At 69.6% G+C, this 16331-nt stretch carries 17 protein-coding genes; 7 read left to right on the plus strand and 10 right to left on the minus strand.

Annotated elements, in window-relative coordinates:
• Positions 1-58: 58 nt before the first annotated feature.
• Entirely contained in the window at positions 59-2122 is a 2064-nt protein-coding gene (locus tag ACZ3HL_RS33250) for a BTAD domain-containing putative transcriptional regulator (RefSeq protein WP_465535306.1), read from the minus strand.
• 275 nt (positions 2123-2397) lie between these two features.
• Here ACZ3HL_RS33250 and ACZ3HL_RS33255 point away from each other — a divergent pair, with 275 nt between their 5' ends.
• Together ACZ3HL_RS33255 and ACZ3HL_RS33260 are read left to right on the plus strand one after the other, a co-directional pair.
• Positions 2398-2649 (plus strand): hypothetical protein, encoded by a 252-nt coding sequence (locus ACZ3HL_RS33255; RefSeq protein WP_465412865.1) that lies wholly within the window; start codon positions 2398-2400, stop codon positions 2647-2649.
• An 83-nt stretch (positions 2650-2732) separates the two neighbouring features.
• Positions 2733-3368, plus strand: a complete 636-nt coding sequence (locus ACZ3HL_RS33260) for a helix-turn-helix transcriptional regulator (RefSeq protein ID WP_465412866.1) — start codon at positions 2733-2735, stop codon at positions 3366-3368.
• Here the strand turns inward: ACZ3HL_RS33260 and ACZ3HL_RS33265 are convergent.
• From ACZ3HL_RS33265 to ACZ3HL_RS33295, 7 genes are all read right to left on the minus strand, one after another.
• Positions 3365-4426 carry a hypothetical protein gene (locus tag ACZ3HL_RS33265; protein ID WP_465535307.1) on the minus strand — a complete coding sequence of 354 codons (1062 nt, stop codon included), beginning with the start codon at positions 4424-4426 and terminating at the stop codon, positions 3365-3367. The genes ACZ3HL_RS33260 and ACZ3HL_RS33265 overlap by 4 nt on opposite strands.
• An 87-nt stretch (positions 4427-4513) precedes the next feature.
• Positions 4514-5041: an EF-hand domain-containing protein gene (locus ACZ3HL_RS33270; protein ID WP_465412868.1), complete on the minus strand. Its 528-nt coding sequence runs from the start codon at positions 5039-5041 to the stop codon at positions 4514-4516.
• A gap of 81 nt (positions 5042-5122) precedes the next feature.
• On the minus strand, positions 5123-5632 hold the full coding sequence (locus tag ACZ3HL_RS33275; protein WP_465535308.1) for an HPP family protein: 510 nt from the start codon (positions 5630-5632) through the stop codon (positions 5123-5125).
• On the minus strand, positions 5629-6354 hold the full coding sequence (gene narI, locus ACZ3HL_RS33280) for a respiratory nitrate reductase subunit gamma (RefSeq protein ID WP_465535309.1): 726 nt from the start codon (positions 6352-6354) through the stop codon (positions 5629-5631). The genes ACZ3HL_RS33275 and narI overlap by 4 nt, the downstream gene beginning before the upstream one ends.
• On the minus strand, positions 6351-6959 hold the full coding sequence (narJ, locus tag ACZ3HL_RS33285) for a nitrate reductase molybdenum cofactor assembly chaperone (RefSeq protein WP_465535310.1): 609 nt from the start codon (positions 6957-6959) through the stop codon (positions 6351-6353). The genes narI and narJ overlap by 4 nt, the downstream gene beginning before the upstream one ends.
• Positions 6956-8521, minus strand: coding sequence for a nitrate reductase subunit beta (narH, locus tag ACZ3HL_RS33290; protein WP_465535311.1), 1566 nt, complete (start codon positions 8519-8521; stop codon positions 6956-6958). Before narH ends, narJ begins: the two co-directional genes overlap by 4 nt.
• The gene (locus tag ACZ3HL_RS33295) at positions 8521-12210 is read right to left on the minus strand and encodes a nitrate reductase subunit alpha (protein ID WP_465535312.1); all 3690 of its coding nucleotides are present in this window, start codon (positions 12208-12210) and stop codon (positions 8521-8523) included. Before ACZ3HL_RS33295 ends, narH begins: the two co-directional genes overlap by 1 nt.
• Positions 12211-12572: 362 nt before the next feature.
• Here ACZ3HL_RS33295 and ACZ3HL_RS33300 point away from each other — a divergent pair, with 362 nt between their 5' ends.
• The 5 genes from ACZ3HL_RS33300 (at position 12573) to ACZ3HL_RS33320 (ending at position 15071) form a co-directional block, all read left to right on the plus strand.
• Positions 12573-12779, plus strand: coding sequence for a hypothetical protein (locus tag ACZ3HL_RS33300; RefSeq protein ID WP_465412874.1), 207 nt, complete (start codon positions 12573-12575; stop codon positions 12777-12779).
• 78 nt (positions 12780-12857) lie between these two features.
• Entirely contained in the window at positions 12858-13034 is a 177-nt protein-coding gene (locus tag ACZ3HL_RS33305) for a CsbD family protein (protein WP_360127538.1), read from the plus strand.
• Between the two features lie 64 nt (positions 13035-13098).
• Positions 13099-13758, plus strand: coding sequence for a pentapeptide repeat-containing protein (locus ACZ3HL_RS33310; RefSeq protein WP_465535313.1), 660 nt, complete (start codon positions 13099-13101; stop codon positions 13756-13758).
• Positions 13755-14333 (plus strand): dienelactone hydrolase family protein, encoded by a 579-nt coding sequence (locus ACZ3HL_RS33315; protein ID WP_465535314.1) that lies wholly within the window; start codon positions 13755-13757, stop codon positions 14331-14333. The genes ACZ3HL_RS33310 and ACZ3HL_RS33315 overlap by 4 nt, the downstream gene beginning before the upstream one ends.
• A 405-nt stretch (positions 14334-14738) precedes the next feature.
• Entirely contained in the window at positions 14739-15071 is a 333-nt protein-coding gene (locus ACZ3HL_RS33320) for a helix-turn-helix domain-containing protein (RefSeq protein ID WP_126734195.1), read from the plus strand.
• Here the strand turns inward: ACZ3HL_RS33320 and ACZ3HL_RS33325 are convergent.
• Both ACZ3HL_RS33325 and ACZ3HL_RS33330 read right to left on the minus strand, forming a co-directional pair.
• The gene (locus tag ACZ3HL_RS33325; RefSeq protein ID WP_034316174.1) at positions 15068-15658 is read right to left on the minus strand and encodes a ClpP family protease; all 591 of its coding nucleotides are present in this window, start codon (positions 15656-15658) and stop codon (positions 15068-15070) included. The two genes, ACZ3HL_RS33320 and ACZ3HL_RS33325, sit on opposite strands and share 4 nt — an antisense overlap.
• Positions 15655-16281 (minus strand): ClpP family protease, encoded by a 627-nt coding sequence (locus ACZ3HL_RS33330; RefSeq protein WP_465412877.1) that lies wholly within the window; start codon positions 16279-16281, stop codon positions 15655-15657. Before ACZ3HL_RS33330 ends, ACZ3HL_RS33325 begins: the two co-directional genes overlap by 4 nt.
• Positions 16282-16331: the final 50 nt, after the last annotated feature.

Below are 16331 nucleotides of genomic sequence, written 5' to 3' on the forward strand. Positions count from 1 at the left end.
CGGCTCCATTTCTCGTCATGCACCGAAAGTGGCCGGATCACTACTGTGTCCCCGCAGTTTAGGACGTCCTCGGTCCGGTTCGGTCGCGCACCCGGGCGAGCGCGTGCAGCGGCGCGCACCAGGGCTGCGCGGACCAGGCGGGCGCGGCGCCCGTTTCGGGCAAAAGGAGCGCGGCGAGCTCGCCCGCCAGGCTCCGGTGCTGCTCCTCGGTCAGATTTCGTTGGTGGGAAAGCAAGTGGAGCAGTTCGACCGCCGGCCCGGCGGACAGCGCGCGGACGTTGTCGAGCAGCCACTGCGGGATCCAGCGGGCCGTCAGCTCGTCGCCGACCTGGAGCAACTGCTCCGCGACGCGGTCCGCGGGCGCGCCGGAACCCGCCATGGTCGCGGCGATCTCCTGGTGCAGCACGGCGCGGATGGCGGGCGGGGTGTTCGCGGCGAACACCTCCCGCACCAGCGGGACCCGGAACCGCAGCCGTTCTCCCTCGGATTCCAGCACACGCGCGGCGAGCGCCTCTTCGACCGCTCCGATGAGCGCCCGCAGTTCGCGGCCGGTGACATCCGTCAGGTCGGCGACCGTGAACGACGAGCCGAGCAGCGCCGCCGAGGTCAGCGTTCGCTTGCACGGCGCGGAAAGCGCGGCGAGATGATCATCGACCACGGTGGCGAGCCTGCCGTGCGGCGCGATGCCGGGCTCGCGCCCGTCGGCGAACTCGGCGAACAGCTCGCACAGGTAGCCGACGTTCCCGGCGCTGTACTCGGCGGCGAACCCGAGGAAGTCCTCGCCCGGCTCCCTGGCCAAGGTCTCCTCGGCGAGCGCGGCGACGGCCGGGCCGTCGAACGGCGGGAGCGAGATGACGTCCCCGTCGAGCCGCGTGCGGAGGACTTCGAGGGTGCGGCGCCGGGGGAGGGGGCGAGCCGAGCCGACCAGCAGCAGCGGCAGATGCGCGGTGTACCGGTGCAGCCGCTGCCAGGCGAGCAGGCTTTCCTCGTCGGCCCAGTGCAGGTCTTCGAAGACGAGCACCCACGGCCCGTCTTCGCACAGTTCGGTGACCGTTTCGCCGAGATCCACGAGCGCTTCGCCGCCGAGGCAGTCGACGATGAGGCTCAGCGGGACCGCGCCGGTCAGCTCGTCGGCTTCGACCCAGCGCGTGCGGCTCCTCGCGTCGGCGAGGGCCTCGGCCAGGAACGCGCTCTTGCCACCGCCCGCCTCGCCGTCGAGCCAGATCGTCCCGCCGCGGCCTTCGTCGAGCAGCGCGGACAGATGACGGCGCACCCGGCGGAGTTCGAACTCCCGGCCGACGAAGGTGGACGGTCGTCCGGGCAGGGCGTGGGCCCGCCGATGCCGTTCCGGCCGATCCTGGTGGTGCAGCGCCGGATCGTCGTCCAGGACCCGCTGCCGCAGGGCGAGCAGCTCCGGCCCGGGTTCCAGGCCGGACTGCTCGATGATCGTCTCGCGGGCGCGGTCGAACGCGGCCAGCGCCTCGGCCTGCCTGCCGGACCGGAACAACGCGGTGATCAGCATCCGGTGCAGGCCTTCGCGCAACGGATGGCGCTCGACCAGCACGGCGAGCTCGCCAACGAGTTCGCGGTAGCCGCCGAGGTGCAGCGCGACCTCGGCCTGCCGTTCGAGCGCGTTCATCCGCAGCTCGTTCAGCCGGGCGCGCTGGGTCTCGGCGAACGGCCCGGGGATCCCGTCGAGCGCGGAACCCCGCCATTGCCCGAGCGCGGAGCGAAGCGACTCCAGTTCCCGTTCGGGCGAGCCTGCCAGCCGGTGCGCGCGTGCCCGCTCCAGCTCCGCTTCGAAGACGTGGACGTCGACCTGCTGCCTCGGCAGGTCGAGGTTGTAGCCGGCGCGGCTGGCGACGAGCGGTTCGCCCGCCGGCTCCAGCGCGCGGCGCAGCGCGGAGACGTAGGTGTACACGATGCCGGTGGCGCTGTCCGGGGGCCGCTCGCCCCAGACGGCGTCGATGATCTCCTTACGGGAGACGAACTGGCCGGCGCGCAGGGCGAGCGTCGCGAACACCGCCTGACGCTGGGCGGGACCCAGCGCGATCTCACCCTCGCCGTGGCGGACGGGCGAACCGCCCAGCAGGCGCACCGTCAGCGAGGAAACCTCGTCCATGACCTGCCGCCTGTGCGTCCGACTGCCGAAAAGAGTGTCCTGCTCAGCGGAAAGCCTAGTGGCGCCGATGTGGGTTTCGCAATCAATCGGGCACGCACCGTGTGGGTTTCGGCGGCCGTGCCCGGAACATGCCGGTTCGTGGACTGTCGGATGTCCGTTCATGTGGGTTTCAGGCACCGTTCAGACGAGGCGCGACCGGGCAAAGCCGGACGTTCCCAGGGGCAGAATGCCGGCGGGCGCTGGTCCGGGCATGCGCGGCTGTGCATGCTGTGACAGTGAGCCAGGATCAAGAACACTTCGCCGGTGACGTCCTGCTCAGCCTCGCCAGGAACGGCAGGCTGGTGCTCGACGCCGATGAGGCCGAAGCCCGCATCACCGAGCTTCAGCGGACGCTGGCCTTCGGCTACGCCCTCCTCGCCGACCCGGCCTACACCGGACCCGAGGGCAGGCTCCGCGAGATCCTGGACGAGCTGCCCAAGTACGTCGAGGCGTTTCAGCAGGCCACGAAGTCCTTCACGCCTCGTTGAGAACTCGTGGAGACTTCGTGAAGAGCTCCTTCGCAGACTGTGTCCCTATCCGACTGGGGCCGCGGACAAGCGGAGGGGACGAAGTGGACACGGAAACCCGACAGATCACCGTGGCGGTGCACGCGCCCGACCCGATCACCAGCGCGGGCCTGGCCAGCCAGCTGGGCACGCAGCAGGGGATCGACCTCCGGGACTGGGAGCAGCGCGCCGAGACCGATGTACTGGTGTTCGCCGCCGAATGCCTGACGCCGGAGATCGTGCTCTGGCTGCGGCGGCTCGCCGCCGAGGACGGCAAGCCGGTGGTGCTCGTGGTGAGCCAGATCAGCGAGGCGGAACTCGTACCCGCCATCGAATGCCGGGTGGTGGCGGTCCTGCCGCGCTCGGCCACGACCGGCGAACGGCTGGCGCACGCCGTCCGCGCGGCGGCCACCGGCGGCGGAGTGCTCCCGCCGAGCCTGCTCGGCGAGCTGCTCAAGCACGTCGAGCGGCTGCAACGCGAGGTGCTCGACCCGATGGGCGTCAACACCGCCGGGCTCACCACCCGGGAGATCGACGTGCTGCGGCTGATGGCCGAGGGCAAGGACACCGTCGAGATCGCCGGCGAGCTCAGCTACTCGGAACGCAGCGTGAAGCACATCATCCAGGGCATCACCGGTCGGCTGAAGCTGAAGAACCGGCCGCACGCCGTCGCGTACGCGGTGCGGGCCGGGGTGATCTAGCGCTTCCGCGACGTCGTGGTCTCGGTGAGCGTCCGGGGTCCCGTCGCGCCGTGCCGCGCCAGGCGTTCGGTCACGACGGCGAGTTCGAGGGGTTGTCCGCGTTCGCGGGCCAGCCACCGGCACTCGCTGTCGGGCTCCCGGCCGAGGCAGGCCCGGACGAGATGACGATGCAGCAGCACCCGTCCGGTCGGCAGGGCGGAAGCGAGTTCCTCCAGCGCGTCGAGTGCGGTCTCCGCCGAGCCCCGGTCGTTCCGCCGCAACGCGAGTTCGGCGAGGTCGGCCCAGGCGATTTCCGTGCCGACGGCGAGTCCGCGGGTGGCCGCGTGCAGGCGTTCGGTGGCGCGGCCGGTCTCACCGACGGTCAGGTCGACCCGGGCTTCGGCGATGTCGAGCAGATGCGCCAGCGTCGGTGCCGTGGCGCGCACGGTGGCCAGCAGTTCCCGCGCCGTGGTGAGCCGCCCTTGCCGCAGCAGGATCGAAACGGCACACAGGGCCATCGCCGCCGAGCCGGTGTCGTAGCCGCGCCGTGAACGGTCGGCGACGCTTCGGTGAGCGAAGCCGATCGCGTCAGCGGCCTGCCCGCGCATGGCCGCGAGCATCGAACGTTCGGCGTCACACAGACCCGTCTCGGGGAAATCCTCGTCGTCGAGCAGCTTCTCCGCACGCGCTCGTTCGCCCAGCACGAGCAACGCGGAGACGTACGAGGTGAGCTGGTCCTCGCGATGCCGCCGCGACGTCCGCAACGGCCACCGTTCGCGCTCGGTCAGATGCACTCCGAACCGGGCTGGGCGGCCGGCCCACAGCTCGGCGAGACTGCCGAAGAGTTCTCCCTGCATCGCGGAAACCGCCGATCCGGTACGCCAGGAAGCGTTCTCCGCCAGCAGTCCGGCCGCTTCCGCCCACCGGTCCAGCAGGCAGAGGGCGATCGCGCGGGAAGCCACCGACCAGCCGGGCTGGTTCGTGGCGATCCTCGCCAATCCGGCCGTGTCACCGGAGTCGTGCAGCGCGCGGACGGCGAGCGACTGCGCTTCCTGCGCGGCGTCGGTCACCTCGTCCACGCCTGCCATCCTGAGCGGCGGGGGCGTCCGCGACGTGGTGGACGGCCGGGTCTGGCCCGTATGGCCGCCTGGTCAGCCCGAAAGCCGTCAGGCGGCGAGCGGACCGAAGACCAGGGTGCCCGGCGCCGCCGCGTCGTCACCCGCCCAGAATTCCAGCCACAGCGCGGCGAACTCGTCCCTGGACAGCATCCCGTCGCCGTCGGAGTCGAGCAGCGGGAAGGTGGCGTCGGTATCGGTGGGGCGGCCGTTCCAGACCTCGATCAACTGGCGGTATTCCGCCGCGGAGATCAGGCCGTCCCCGTTCTCGTCGATCGCTTCGAACATCGCGTCGGCCGTCGCGGTCACCGCCTCGGGCGTGTCCGGGAGCTTGTCGACCACCAGCAGGACCTCGTCGAGGGTGACCTTGTCGTCCCGGTCGAGATCCGACGCCGCCAGCAACGTCGTCCACCAGCTCAGCATGATGCCGGTCAGGCGCCGTTCGTCACCCGGGCCGCGCCGCCGTGCCCAGCGGTCGGCCAGCGCCTGGAAGTCCCGCTCCTGGAGGAAACCGTCGCCGTCGACGTCCATCGCGGTGAACACACCCGAGATCTTGCGCCGCTGCAAGTCGCTCGCCATGCGTCCGAACGATAGAACCGGTGGCGTACCGGCACATCGGCCATTCAGGGCCGCGGCGAGCCACGATCGAGGGACGGCTGTTCACGCACGGCGGGCGCGCGCCACCAGGGATAGGGGGACGCCGAACAGTTTGTTGACCAGCACCGCCAGCGAGGCGATGAGGACGACGCCCACCAGTACCGCGACCACCTGCGAAACGGTGTGCAGGAGGCCGAGCGCGATGATCAACGTGGTCGCGCCGGCAGGCGGATGGGGGATCTCCAGCGCGGCCATCGCGGCACAGGTGAACCCCAGCGCGATCGCGGCCGCCCCGATCCTGGCCCACGACGGGTGCGTCAGGTCCGGGACGGCGGTGAGCAGCCCCGTGGCGGCGAGACCGGTGAGTCCCGCCAGGATCCCGGCCAGATGACCGAGCACCGTGTTGCGAGGGCTGGCTCCGGGGGTTCGCGGGCTCGCGAACACCAGGAACGCGGTGGGCCCGAGTGAAGGGAACAGCAGGGGTGCGCCGGACGCCATCGCGCAGAGGCCGATGAAGACGATGCAGCCGAACGAGCTCAGGGCGACGTAGCCGGCGCGGCGGAACCGGGTCATTCCCACCCGCGGCGCGGTTCGCGGGTGCCGACGCCACCGGGGGCACGGCGCCGGTAGACCACGTACGGACGGAGCAGATACCGCACCGGCGCGCTGAAAGCGTGCACCAGGCGGGAAAACGGCCACAGTGCGAACAACACCATGCCCAGCGCGACATGCAGCCGGTAGTCCAGCGGCGCGGACGCCATCAGCTCCGGCTGGGGATCGAGGAACAGGATGCTCCGGAACCAGGGCGCGACCGTCTCGCGGTAGTCGTAGCCGCCGCGGACCCCGTTGTCGACCACGGTGGTGGCCAGCCCGGCGAGCATCACCAGCACGAGCACCACGTACATGTACCGGTCGCTGACGGAGGTGGCGCGGCGCACCGCCGGCACCCTGATCCGCCGCCACAGCAGGAGACCGAGCCCGCCGACCGCGACCAGGCCTGCGATGGTGCCCATCCCGAGCGAGACCAGGTGATAGCCGTGTTCGTCGAGCCCGGCGAACTCGGTCACTCCCTTCGGCACGAGCAGACCGAGCACGTGACCGCCGACGACCATCAGCAGGCCGACGTGGAACACCGGACTGGCCACCCGGAGAAGCCGGGATTCGTGGAGCTGGCTGGACCGGCTCGTCCAGCCGAACTTGTCGTGGCGATAACGCCAGATCGTGCCGAAGACCAGCAGCGCGATCGACGCGTAGGGCGCGGCACCCCACAGCAGCAGATCCGGTCCGGAACTCATCGGCCACCTCCGGCGCCGGTGGGGAACGGGTCGAGGCCGACCAGCTCGGCCGCGGGAGCAGCGGGTATCGGTGCGGGGACGGCGGGCAAGGTGGCCAGCACCGCGGCGACGGCGTCGCGATACGGGGTGTCCATAGTGGACAGATTGCGGTGCAGGAGCTCCAGCGCCGGATGGAAGCGGGCGAGGACCTGCCCGCCGGCGTCGGCGCCGGCCGCGGCGGCGAACTCCAGGATCACCGGCAGGAAGTCCGGCAACTCGTTCTCGGCGGGCGCGAACCCGTGTGCGCGGTAGAACCGGCGCAGCGCGGCCAGTGTCTCGCCGCGGCGGCGGGTGTCACCGTCGAGGAACCAGCTCAGGTGCAGGGTCCGGCGGGGTTTCCGGTCGAAGACCTCGATGTAGTGCGACGCCAGCTCGCCCGGATCACCCTGTTCGAGGTAGGCCACGGTGCGGCGGAGTTCGTCGTGGCCGGGGCCGGTGCTCTCGTCGAGACAGGCCCGCAGCAGACCGAGCTTGCCGAGGACGGCTTCGTCGGGATATTGCAGGCACCAGCCGGCGATCTGGCGCGACACCGCGTGAGCCCGCCTGGCCCGGGGACGGAGTTTCACCGGTTCCGCCCTCCCAGCGTCGGGAACAGCGCGTCCGGGCGGGCGCCGTCCGCCCAGCTCACCAGGTCCACTGTGGACTCGCCGCCGCCCATACCCGGGCCGCCGTCGACGTCCAGACTGCACCGGGTGGCGATGCCCTCCAGGTCGTGAGCCTGCCCGACGCCCGCGGTCGGGATGACGTAGCGTTCGTCGTACTTGGCCAGCGCGAGCAGCCGGTGCATGGCGAAGATCTGTTCACCCGTGAGGCCGACGGAGGCGGGGATGTCCTCGTCGGTCTCCTGCCCGAGGTTCACCGCCCGCATGTAGGACCGCATCGCGGCCAGCCGCCGCAGTGACCGCCGGACGGGCGCGGTGTCTCCGGCGGTGAACAGTTCGGCCAGATACTCGACCGGGATGCGCAGGGCGTCGATGGCGCCGAACAGGTTGTCGCGGTGTTCGCCGTCGTGTCCGCTGCCGCTGATCGCGTCGACCACCGGCGACAGCGGCGGGATGTACCAGACCATCGGCATCGTGCGGTACTCCGGATGCAGTGGCAGCGCCAGCCGGAAGTCGTGGATCAGCCGGTACACCGGTGACCGCCGGGCCGCGGTCAGCCAGTCGTGCGGGACGCCCGCCGCCTCGGCGGCCCGGATCACCGCGGGGTCGTGCGGATCGAGCAGCAGATCGAGCTGTGCGGGATAGAGCTCGTGCTCGTCCGCGACGGATGCGGCGGCGGTGACCTTGTCGGCGTCGTAGAGCAGGACGCCGATGTAGCGCAGCCGTCCGACGCAGGTTTCCGCGCACACCGTCGGCTGCCCGGCTTCCACCCGCGGATAGCAGAAGGTGCACTTCTCGGCCTTGCCGGTCTTGTGGTTGAAGTAGACCTTCTTGTACGGGCAGCCGGTGACGCACATCCGCCACCCGCGGCACTGGTCCTGGTCGACCAGCACGATCCCGTCCTCTTCGCGTTTGTACATCGCGCCGGACGGGCAACTGGCCACACACGACGGGTTGAGGCAGTGCTCGCAGATCCGCGGCAGGTAGAACATGAAGCTCTGCTCGAACTCGAATTTGATCTCGATGCCGAGTTCTTCGCGCAGCTTCTCGGCGATCGGGTCCTTGACGCCGTGTTCGGCCGACCCGCCGAGGTCGTCGTCCCAGTTCGGCCCCCAGGTGGGCTGGGCAGGCTCTCCGGTGATCGCGGACCGGGGCGCCGCGGTGGGCACGTCGTCGCCGAGCGGCGCCTCGATCAGGGTGGCGTAGTCGTAGGTCCACGGCTCGTAGTAGTCGGAGATCTCCGGCAGTTCCGGGTTGGCGAACAGTTTCGCGAGCTTGGTGAGCCTGCCGCCCGCGCGCAGCCGCAGCCTGCCCTTCGCCGTCCGCTCCCAGCCGCCCTTCCAGCGCTCCTGATCCTCGTAGCGGCGCGGATATCCTTGTCCGGGCCGGGTTTCCACGTTGTTGAACCAGGCGTACTCGGTACCCGCCCGGTTGGTCCATGCCTGTTTGCAGGTCACCGAACAGGTGTGGCAGCCGATGCATTTGTCGAGGTTCATCACCATGGCCAGCTGTGCCATGACCCGCATCAGTAACGCACCTCCTGGGAACGGCGGCGGATCACGGTGACCTCGTCGCGCTGGTTGCCGGTGGGGCCCAGATAGTTGAAACCGAAGGAGAGCTGGGCGTAGCCGCCGATGAGATGGGTGGGCTTGAGCAGCAGCCGGGTCAGCGAGTTGTGCGTGCCGCCGCGTTTGCCGGTCGCCTCGCTGCGCGGCACGTTCACCGCCCGATCCTGGGCGTGGTAAAGGAAAACCGTGCCGGCTGGCATCCGGTGGGAGACGATCGCGCGGGCCACCACGACCCCGTTGCGGTTGACCGCCTCGATCCAGTCGTTGTCCTTCGCCCCGATGGCCTCCGCGTCGGCCGGGCTCATCCAGATCCCCTGCCCGCCTCGGGACAGCGTGAGCATGTGCAGGTTGTCCTGGTACGTCGAATGGATCGACCATTTGCTGTGCGGGGTCAGATAGCGCACGGTGACCTCCGCGGCGTCGCCCGCCGCACCGGAAAGGTGCTGTGCGCCCAGCGGCGGCCGGTAGACCGGCAACGCCTCGCCGAGTTCGTGCATCCAGTCGTGGTCGAGGAAGAAGTGCTGACGGCCGGTGAGCGTGTGCCACGGTTTGCCGTGTTCGACGTTGATCACGAACGCCGAGTAACGGCGGCCGCCGCTCTCGCTGCCGGACCACTCCGGGCTGGTGATCACCGGCGCCGGACGCGACCGGGTGTCGGCGAAGGTGATCTTTTTCCCTTCGTGTTCGGCGGAAAGATGCGCCAACTCGGTGCCCACCCGCTTCTCGAGTTCGCGGAAGCCCTGGGTGGCCAGCCGTCCGTTGGTGGTGCCCGACAGCGCGAGCACGGCGTCCGCGGCCTTGATGTCGGTGTCGATCAGCGTGCGGCCTTGAGCTGGCCCTGCCGTCGCGACGCCGTTCTTCGCGCGCAGCCAGTTCACCTCCTCACCGACGTCGTAGGTGATCCCCTTGCTGGTGGCGCCCAGCTTCTCCAGCAGTGGACCGAGCGTGGCCAGGCTCGCCGCCACCGCGGGATAATCGCGCTCGACGACGGTCAGCTTCGGCATGGTGACACCCGGGATCGGTTCGACGTCGCCGTCGCGCCAGTCGCGGACGACTCCGCCCGGCTGGGCCGTTTCCCCGGGGGTGTCGTGCGTCATCGGGGTGGCGACGAGATCCTTGCGCACCCCGAGATGGCGCTCGGCGAGCTGGCTGAACCGCTTCGCGATGGTGTGGAAAGCCTCGAAATCCGTGCGGGTCTGCCACGGCGGATCGACGGCGGCGTTGAAGGAATGCACGAAGGGATGCATGTCCGTCGACGAGAGGTCGTGTTTTTCGTACCAGGTCGCCGCGGGCAGTACGAGATCGGCGAACAGGGTGGTGCTGGTCATGCGGTAATCGATCGCCAGCATGAGATCCAGCTTGCCGACGGGGGCGGTGTCATGCCATTTCACGGATTTCGGCCGCGCGTCCGGCGGCGCCTCCTCGCCGCGCAGGTTCGCGTCCGTGCCGAGCAGGTGCCGCAGGAAGTACTCATGTCCCTTGGCCGACGAACCGAGCAGGTTGGACCGCCACACCGTGAGCACCCGGGGCCAGTTCTCCGGAGCGTCCGGATCCTCGGCGGCGAACCCCAGCCTGCCCTCGCGGATCTGGGCGGTGGCATGGCGGACCGGGTCGAGCCCGGCTTCCTCGGCTTCGTCCACGAGGTCGAGCGGGTTGCGGTCGAAGGTGGGGAACGACGGCATCCACCCCAGCCGCGCCGACTGCGCGAGCGTGTCCGCGGCGCTCGTCCCGGCGAGCTTCCCCGGTGACAGCGGCGAGGTCAGTTCGTCGTTGCGCAGCGTGTCGTAGCGCCATTGGCCGGTGTGCAGGTACCAGTAGGCCGTGCCGATCATCTGCCTGGCGGGCCGTACCCAGTCCATCGCGCCGGCCAGGGTCTGGTGCCCGGTCAGCGGCCGCACCTTCTCCTGCCCGACGTAATGCGCCCAGCCGCCGCCGTTGCGGCCCTGGCAACCGGTCATCGTGAGCAGGGCCAGGAAGGAACGGTAGATGGTGTCGGAGTGGAACCAGTGGTTGGTGCCCGCGCCCATCAGGATCATGCACCGGCCGCGCGACGCCTCCGCCGTCTCGGCGAACTCCCTGGCGATCCGGGCCACCCGATCGGCCGGGACCGAGGTGATCTCCTGCTGCCAGGCGGGGGTGCACGGTTCCGCCGGATCGTCGTAGCCGGACGGCCATCGGCCGGGAAGATCGCCGCGCCGCACGCCGTACTGCGCCATCAGCAGGTCGAACACCGTGGTGACCCACTGCCCGCCCTGCCGCACGGCCGGCACCCCGCGCCGCAGGACACCCTCCGCGTCGAACCGCGGGAGGAGCACCTCGACGCCCTCATGGCCGGGGTCGGCGAGCAGGCTCAGCCGCGGCACGACGTCGCCGAGGTCGAGGTTCCAGCGGCCCTGATCGTGCTCGTTCCAGCGGAAACCGACCGAACCGTTGGGGACGACCGGTTCGCCGGTGCGGTCGTCGACCAGCACGGTCTTCCATCGCGGCTCCGCCGTGCCGTCCTCGCCGAGGTCGGCGGCGGTGAGGAACTTCGACGGGACGTACGCGCCGTCCCGTTCGGCCAGCGTGACCAGGAAGGGGAGGTCGGTGAAGCGGCGGACGTAGTCGGTGAAGTACGAGACCTGCCGGTCGGCGAAGAACTCGGTGAGGACGACGTGCCCCATGGCCATCGCCAGCGCGGCGTCGGTGCCGGGATGCGGGGCCAGCCATTCGTCGGCGAATTTGGTGTTGTCGGCGTAGTCGGGGGAGACCACCACGACCTTCTGCCCGCGGTAGCGCGCCTCGGCCATCCAGTGCGCGTCCGGTGTCCTGGTCACGGGGACGTTCGAGCCCCACATCATCAGGTACGCGGCGTCCCACCAGTCGGCGGATTCCGGGACGTCGGTCTGGTCGCCGAACACCTGCGGCGAGGCCACCGGGAGATCGGCGTACCAGTCGTAGAAGGACAGCATCGGGGCGCCGATCAGCGCCATGAACCGCGATCCGATCGCGTGCGAGACCATGGACATCGCCGGAATAGGCGAAAAACCGGCGACCCTGTCCGGGCCGTAGCGGGAAATGGCGTGCACATGCGCGGCGGCGGCGATTTCCGCGGCTTCTTCCCAACCGATCCGGACCAGCCCGCCTTTTCCCCGCACGCGCTGGTAGGACAGCCTCTTCATCGGGTCGTCCATCACCGAAGCCCACGCGACCACGGGATCACCGTGGTGTTTCAGCGCTTCACGGTACATTTCCACCAGTACGCCCCGAGCGTACGGAAAACGTACCCTGGTCGGGGAATAGGAATACCACGAGAAGGAGGCGCCGCGCGGGCACCCGCGTGGTTCGTACTCCGGTTTGTCGGGGCCGACGGAGGGATAATCGGGGTCCTGGCTCTCCCAGGTTATGATCCCGTCGGAAACGTACACGTTCCAGCGGCAAGAACCCGTGCAGTTTACGCCGTGCGTCGACGGGACGACCTTGTCGTGACTCCACCGATCGCGGTAGAACGCGTCGCCTTCCCGTCCGCCGGTGATGTGTACCGAACGCAGGTCCGGGGAACTCTCCGCGCGGGTCAGATAACGGCCGAGACGCAGCAGGGCGGTGGTCGCCGCGCCTTCGTGGCGGTTTTCGGAGCCGTTTCCGTTGGTTTTTCGTGGCGAGCGCACGCTCGCGACCTCCCGGCTAAAGTCGTGAATGAGGCAGACGGTGCGAACAGGATGTGCCGTGTCTGTCCGGGGAACGGCGCAATGCTAGCGGCACCGGTAGCCGGTTGTCCTTCTTCGAAGGTGATCATGAGTGTTGATCACTCTAAAAGACCAGTAAGTAAATGCGATGGTAATGCCGAGGTAATTGCCGCGAGAAATGCGATTATTCCGGAAGGCCGGGCGATCGAAATATGCGTCGTTGCGAATTGCCTGAGCGGGTGGGCGCGGCGCACGCGGATCCGGCGCCGGGCGAACCGGGAAACGCGGAACGCGTACCCCCGTACGCTGAAGTACGGATGACGACCTACCCCCGGAGGTGGCGGATGACAGCCGACATCGAGCGGGCGGCGCATGCCTACTGCCCCGTCTGCAACCCGGACCCCGGCCTCGGTGAGCGGGTCACCGCGCTCTGCGGGGCCGTCCATCCCTACTGGGGCCGTCGCGAACGGCCGGTGAACAACTGCCCGGCCTGCGAGGCCGTCGTCGCGAAGACGGTGTACCCGTGCGGCCACACGGGTGGTGAGAGATGAGGGCCACAGCGAAGACGTCGTTTCCCCGGCCCGCCGCCGGGTATCCGGGAGGCAGCGGACAACGAAAGGGAGGCCCTGATGAACGACAAGGCCGAGAACAAGATCGACGAACTCAAGGGCAAGGCCAAGGAAGCCGCCGGTGACGCGACGGACAACGAGCAGTGGCAGGCCGAAGGCAAGGCCGAGCAGGGCAAGGCCAACGTCAAGCAGGCAGGCGAGAAGATCAAGGACGCGGTGAAGGGCGTCCGGGACTGACCCCTGTGGGCGGCTCGCGCGTGAAGCCCCTTCACGCGCGAGCCGCTGCGGTACGGTCCGGATCATGGACTTCCGGGATTTCGACGGCATCAAGGTTCGGCGCCCGTCGGTCGAGCGCGACGAACTCGAAACCGAACCCGCCGTGCTCCGGGGCGATTTCGATTTCGACTCGGTCCACCTCGACGGCGGAGACCAGAGCGGGATCCACGGCGGCGGCGAGATCGTGCGTTCCCTCGTCTCGGACGTGGGCCTGGCGAACTCCCGGCTCGACAGGTTGACGCTCTCCGACGTGATTCTCGAAGGCGTCGACCTGTCCAACGCGGCGATCCGCGAACTGACGGGCCGCCGGGTCGAGATCCTTCGCTGCCGCGCGATCGGGCTCGGGGTGGCGATCACCTCCGCGACCGATCTGTACGTCGAGAACGCCCGGTTCGACTACGCGTCGGTGACGGTCGAGCGGGCGAAGGGGCCGGCCGTGTTCTCCGGATGTTCGTTCCGGGAGACGGTGTTCTCCGGTGACCTGTCCCGGTTGACCTTCGTGGACTGCGAGTTCACCGGAACGGAATTCGCGGCGGTCTCCGCGGTGGACTGTGACCTCCGTGGTTCGCGCCTGTCCGGGGTCCGTGGCCTGCTGACCCTGCGCGGCGCGAAGATCACCGGCGAGCAGGCCGTCTCGGTCGCGGGGATCCTCGCCGCCGAGAGCGGATTGTCGGTCGTCGGATGACCCACGTCGTCCTGTTCCACTCGGTACTGGGGTTGCGGCGGGCCGAGCTGGCCGCGGCGGAGCGGCTGCGCGCCGCCGGTCACGAGGTCACCACACCCGACCTCTACGGTGGCGAGACCGCGACGACGCTCGAAGACGGATTCGCGCTGAAGGACCGGATCGAGTGGTCCACCGTCGCCTCCCGCGCGCTCGACGCCGCCAGGAAGCTGCCCGAGGAAACCGTGCTGGCCGGGATGTCGATGGGCGCGGTGGTGGCCGCGGGTCTGCTCCCGCATCGGCCCGCAACCGCCGGTGTGCTCCTGCTCCACGCCGTCGCCGACCTTCCCGCGAAAGTCCGGGAGGGGCTGCCGATCCAGCTCCACGCGGCCGACCCGGACGACTTCGCGCCACCGGCCGCGCTCCCCGGCTGGCTGGACGCGGCGACCCGTTCCGGCGCCGACGCGCGGGTGTTCACCTACCCCGGAGCGGGCCACTTCTACACCGACAGCAGTCTGCCCGACCACGACGAGGACGCGGCGGCCCTGACCTGGCGACGGATTCTGGCGTTCCTGGCGGCTCAGCCCCCGGGATGTTGAGGCGTCTCGCCTGCCGGGACCGGCCAGTCGGCTGATCGTGACTGCACCGTCGACAAGGGACACCTGACCCCGCTTCGCGTGCCCGATTTGAGTACTTTGCGAAGGGGTCGTGAGTGGCAATGATCGTTCTAACCCTCTTTACCGCTCACGACCCCCGCGAGAACGGGTGCGGGGTTGACGTGATTTGTCCTTTGTGGACAGTTCTCGTCGGGAAGTCCTGCCGGATAGTCGCGCCGGGCCTGGTTCGTGGACGTTCGCGTGGAACCGGACGTGCTGACGTCGGCCGTGAACCTCCGGCGACGTTTCCGCGACCAGGTCGGGACGACACCGGGCGCGTACCGGGGCGCGGTTTCGCCTTGAGCGGAACGGCGCACGCGCGCCCCGGTCCGATGTCACGATGACCATATGGCGGACATCCTCCCTTTCCACCAGAAGCGTCCCGAACCGGAGCCGCTGTGGCGTGACGTACTGGGCAAGAGCCTGCGCGCCGCGAGGGAGGAACAGGGCGGCCGCCTCGTCGACGTCGCCGAACGCGCCGGGATCTCGCCGCAGTACCTCTCGGAGATCGAACGCGGCCGCAAGGAGCCGTCCAGCGAGATGATCGCCGCGGTCACCGGCGCGCTCGGGCTCGACCTGGCGGACCTGCTCTTCGGTATCGCGGGCACGATCAGCCGGGGCGGCAGCACGGGGCTCGCGGTCGGCCGCCGCCCGCGAGGCCCAGTGCTCATGGCCGCCTAGGCCCGCTCGTCGAGAACGCGGTCCGCGAGCCCGTAGGCGACGGCGCCCGCCGCGTCGAACACGCGGTCCCGGTCGGTGTCGTGCCGGAGATCGGCGACGGCACGGCCGGTGTGCGCGGAAAGGATCTCCTCCAGCTGCGTCCGCACCCGCACGACCTCGTCGGCCTGGAGGATGAGGTCCGGGATGGTGCCACGGCCCTGCGCGGCGGGCTGGTGCAGCACCACCCGGGTGTGCGGCAGCACGAACCGGTGCCCCGCCTCACCCGCGGCCAGCAGGATCGCGCCCGCGGCGACGGCCTGGCCGACGCAGGTCGTGGCCACCGGTGCCTTGATGAAGCGCATGGTGTCGTACAACGCGAGCATCGCCGACGGGTCGCCGCCCTCGGTGTTGATGTAGAGGTTGATCTCCTGTTCGGGGTTGTCCGCCTCCAGATACAGCAGCTGCGTGATCAACGCGTTCGCCACGCCCGAGTCGATCGCGGTCCCGAGGTAGATGATCCGTTCCGACAGCAGATGCGAGTAGACGTCCATGATCCGCTCGCCGGCGGGGCTGCGGGAGATGACGTTGGGGATGGTGTAGGTGCTCATGCGCCCGCACCCCTTTCGGTGCCGAGGCCGAGTTTGTGCGTGCGGACGGGGACGACCTGATCGAGACTCTCGACGATGTGGTCGATGAAGCCGTATTCGCGTGCCTGCCCGGTGGTGAACCAGCGATCGTGGAGGGAATCGGCGAAGATCCGGTCGATGGGCTGCCCGGTGTCGTCGGCGATGAGGCCCAGCACCGTGTCCCGCGTGTAGCGCAGGTCGTCCGCCTGCACCTCCACCTCGACGGCCGAGCCGCCGATGCCCGCCGAACCCTGGTGCATGAGGATCCGCGCGTGCGGCAGGGCGAACCGTTTGCCAGGGGTGCCCGCGGAAAGCAGGAACTGCCCGGCACTGCACGCCAGCCCCAGCGCGAGGGTGGCGACGTCGCACGGGACGAGCCGCATCACGTCGCGGATGGCCAGCATCGACGGGACCGAACCGCCCGGCGAGTGGATCCACAACGCGATGTCCTTGCGCGGGTCCTCGCTCGCGAGTGACAGCAGCTGGGTGGTGAGGACCGTGCCGTTGTCGTCGTCGAGCGCGCCGTCGAGGACCAGCACACGCTGGCTGAAGAACCGTTCCCGGAGCCGTTGGTCGAAGAGTGGCTGCTTCTCGTTGTCGGTCATGCCCCGACCATGCCGCCGGGGCCCGGCCGTCCGCCGGTTTCGCTGCTGTG

Source organism: Amycolatopsis sp. NPDC000009, assembly GCF_055563465.1.